Below are 3666 nucleotides of genomic sequence, written 5' to 3'. Positions count from 1 at the left end.
AGCGGCGCGCCGAGCCGGGCGAGCAGCCCGACGCCCGCCCGCGCCCCGGCGCCGGAGGCCCGGGCGACGCCGCCCGCCCCATCCTTCGCCGCGCGGCCGAGGCGCAGCCATTCCGCCGGGGACAGGCCGAGGGCCGGGATGGCCAGCAGCAGGGCGAGGCCGGCGATGCCGCCGCTGGCGGCCATGCCGCCGAAGGGGCCGAGCAGCGCCCCCGCCGTGTCGTACAGCGCATGCGCCGTCACCGCGCCACCGGCGCCGCCCGGCCCGGCCAGGGTCGGCAAATGGCCGGGCAAGGGCAGCAGCGTCAGCGCCGCGGCGCCCAGGGGCAGCATGGCCAGCAGCGCCGCCAGCCGGGCGGGAAACAGGCCGAGGCCGCGATGCGTCGCCAGCCGCCAGGCCCAGGCCAGCAGCGCCAGGCCGGGCAGCGCGCCGGCCCAGCCGAAGCCCTGCAGCAGCAGGTCGGAGACGACGGCGCCCGCCGGGCCGACCAGGTTGGCCGGCGCCCGGGTGGTGGCGGTGGAGAGGGAGGGATCGGCCGGGTTGTGGCTGGCCAGCGCCACCAGCAGGGCGAGGCCGAGCAGGGCGCAGAGCAGCCCGGCCAGTTCGCCGATGCGGCGGCGGATGGCCGCCTTGACGGCGGGGGAGGCGAAGCGGCGCACGCCGGCGAGCGGCGCGCTGGTGACGGAGGCGCGGGTGGCGGGCATGCGGGCCAGGGGTCCGGCTTTGATTCGGCGCGAAGTCTAGCCCGCAAGAGCTTGCCGGACAAAGAAGTCCCGCATGCCGGCGGCGAATCATGCCGGCGGGCGGGCAGGAAAAAGGCGCCGGCCCTGCGGCCGGCGCCCTCCCCCCCTGGGTCCCCCTGCGACCCGACCGGTCAGAAGATCTTGCTCAGGCTGAAGAAGACGCGCCCCTCGCAGATCCGCTGGCCGCCATCGGCGCGGCCGGCGGCCGGCACGCATTCCCGCTTGCTGATGTTGGTGTCGTACCAGGCGACCGTGGCGATCACCCCGGCATAGATCTCCCGCGAGATGCCGACCGAGTACCAGAGGTAGTCCGGCGTGCCGAAGAAGGGGTTGCGCTGGATCCACTGGTAGCCGACGCGGCCGGACGCCGTCAGCTCGAAGGGCAGGGTCACGTCCAGCCCGCCTTCGACATAGTGGCCGGTGCCGGAGCGGCCGAAGTAGTTCGGCGAGTAGTTGTAGGAGGCGAGGATCTTGACGATGTCGATGGTGTAGTTCGCCTTGACCCCGACCTCGTGGTACTCGTTCAGCTGGGTACCGGCGGCCTTGTCCTGGCCCGGGTACAGGTAGCCGATATAGCCGATGTCGAAATTGATCCCGCCCAGTTCGAAGCGGTAGCCGGCCAGCAGGTCCAGTTCCTGGCGCGTGTCGTTCCACGGGCTGGCGACGAACTTGGCGTTGGAGATGAAGGCGCCGACATAGACGCCGCTGTCGTGCTGGACGTCGAGCGTGCCCTGGTAGGCCCAGTTGTTCCTGGTCTGGCTGATGCCGCGGAACAGGTAGTCGGTGGCGATGGTCGGCGTGGTGGTGACCGTCAGGCCGAGGGATTCGATCTTCTGCTGCGCCGCGGCCGGCAGTGCCGGCAGGATCAGGGCGGCAGCCGCGAGCAGCGCGCCGCGGAGGCGGGCGACGGTGCGTCCCGCCAACCTGGGAAGCTGGGCCATTTTGAGCTGTTCCCCTGTGTTGCAGTACTAGGTGTTGCAGTTCGAGGTGTGGCGGTTCGAGGTGTTGCGGTTCCGCGAGGCCGTTCTACTCCGGCAACCATTCCCCGCGGCAAAAAGGGGGAGGGGAGCCTTGCGGCCACCCTCCCCTGTCATGTCTCAGGCCAGGCGCTCGCCGTGCTGGGTGACGTCGAGGCCCTCGCGCTCCTCCTCCTCGGCGACCCGCAGGCCGACGATCACGTCCGTGACCTTCAGCAGGATGAAGGTGCCGATGGCGGTGAAGGCGAAGACCGCGCCGGTCGCATAGGCCTGCAGGATCAGCTGGTCGAGGCTGCCCGAATAGCCGTCCGGCGTGCTGGCGGTGGCCGAGAGCGGGCCATAGGCGAAGACGCCGACCAGCAGGGACCCGACGATGCCGCAGATGCCGTGCACGCCGAAGGCATCGAGGCTGTCGTCGTAGCCGAGCATGTGCTTCAGCGCCGTCGCGCCCCAGAAGCCCGCGAGGCCGGCGACCAGGCCGATGATCAGCGCCGGCACCGGCAGCACGAAGCCGGAGGCCGGGGTGATGGCGACCAGGCCGGCCACCGCGCCGGAGATGGCGCCGAGCACGCTGGGCTTGCCCTTGGTCGCCCATTCGGCGAACAGCCAGGCCAGCGCCGCCGCGGCGGCCGCCACCTGCGTCACCAGCATCGCCATGCCGGCGCGGGCGCCCGCGCCCACCGCGGAGCCGGCGTTGAAGCCGAACCAGCCAACCCAGAGCAGGCCGGCGCCGATGACCGCCAGCGCCAGGTTGTAGGGCGCCATGTTGTCATGGCCGTAGCCGACCCGCTTGCCGAGCACGAGGGCGGCGACCAGGCCGGCGACGCCGGCATTGATGTGCACCACCGTGCCGCCGGCGAAGTCGAGCGCGCCGAGGGCGAAGATCCAGCCGTTCGGGTGCCAGACCCAGTGCGCGATCGGCGCGTAGATCAGCAGGGTCCAGAGGATGTTGAACAGCACCAGGGCGCTGAACTTCATCCGGTCGGCGAAGGCGCCGGTGATCAGCGCCGGGGTGATGATGGCGAAGGTCATCTGGAACATGCAGAAGACCGTCTCGGGGATGGTGGTGGCCACCGCCGCGTCGCCGCTGCCCAGGGTGAAGGGCTTGTCCCAGTTCTCGGCCAGGCTGGTCAGGAACAGCTTGGACAGGTCGCCGATATACGCGTTGCCCTCGCCGAAGGCGAGGCTGTAGCCCACCAGCATCCAGCAGACCGTGACGATCGCGGTGATGGCGAAGCTCTGCATCATGGTGGCGAGCACGTTCTTCTTCCGGACCATGCCGGCGTAGAAGAGCGCGAGGCCGGGGATCGTCATCAGCAGGACCAGCGCCGTGGACGTCAGCATCCAGGCGGTGTCGCCGGTGTCGATCTTCGGGCCGTCATCGGCCAGGGCGGGCACTGCGAGCAGCAGCGCCGGCGCCGCCATCGCCAGCGCGCGTGCGGGCATCCTCATCATCTTGTCCCCTACATGAAGCCGTGAATGCGGCGGCGCGGGTCAGAGCGCCGACGTGTCGGTCTCGCCGGTGCGGATGCGCAGCGCGCGCTCCACGTCCAGCACGAAGATCTTGCCGTCGCCGATCTTGTCGGTGCGGGCGGCCTTGGCCATCGCCTCGAGCACGGCATCCACCAGCTCGTCCGGCACCACGACCTCGATCTTGATCTTCGGCAGGAAGCTCACCTGGTACTCGGCGCCCCGGTAGATCTCCGTCTGCCCCTTCTGGCGACCGAAGCCCTTCACCTCGGTCACCGTCAGCCCCTGCACGCCGAGCGGAGTGAGCGCGTCGCGCACCTCGTCCAGCTTGAAGGGCTTGATGAATGCCATGACCAGCTTCATCTGCCCGTGGTCCTCCTCTAACCGGCGGTCAGACCTTCCAATTCTCGTGCCAGCGTCATGCCCGCCTGCCATCGCGCGCCGCCGGCCCGGACCGGCCGCCGCGGCACGCCACC

At 70.8% G+C, this 3666-nt stretch carries 4 protein-coding genes; all 4 read right to left on the bottom strand.

Translation table 11 applies throughout. The features are described 5' to 3' along the window. Positions 1-704 (bottom strand): DNA translocase FtsK 4TM domain-containing protein (locus E2C05_RS29740; protein ID WP_192912545.1); only part of this gene is annotated, 704 nt, incomplete at its 3' end. 170 nt (positions 705-874) lie between these two features. Continuing rightward, on the bottom strand, positions 875-1684 hold the full coding sequence (locus tag E2C05_RS29735; protein WP_133223233.1) for a TorF family putative porin: 810 nt from the start codon (positions 1682-1684) through the stop codon (positions 875-877). A gap of 156 nt (positions 1685-1840) precedes the next feature. Continuing rightward, positions 1841-3172, bottom strand: a complete 1332-nt coding sequence (locus tag E2C05_RS29730; RefSeq protein WP_133223232.1) for an ammonium transporter — start codon at positions 3170-3172, stop codon at positions 1841-1843. A gap of 42 nt (positions 3173-3214) precedes the next feature. Continuing rightward, a complete protein-coding gene (locus tag E2C05_RS29725) occupies positions 3215-3553 on the bottom strand; it encodes a P-II family nitrogen regulator (protein WP_133223231.1) in 339 nt (112 codons plus the stop codon). Positions 3554-3666 lie beyond the last annotated feature (113 nt).

It is taken from the genome of Paracraurococcus ruber (assembly GCF_004353985.1).
GTDB lineage: Bacteria > Pseudomonadota > Alphaproteobacteria > Acetobacterales > Acetobacteraceae > Paracraurococcus > Paracraurococcus ruber.
Note: the sequence above shows the minus strand (reverse complement) of the source record. Positions and strands in the feature narration are given on the sequence as shown.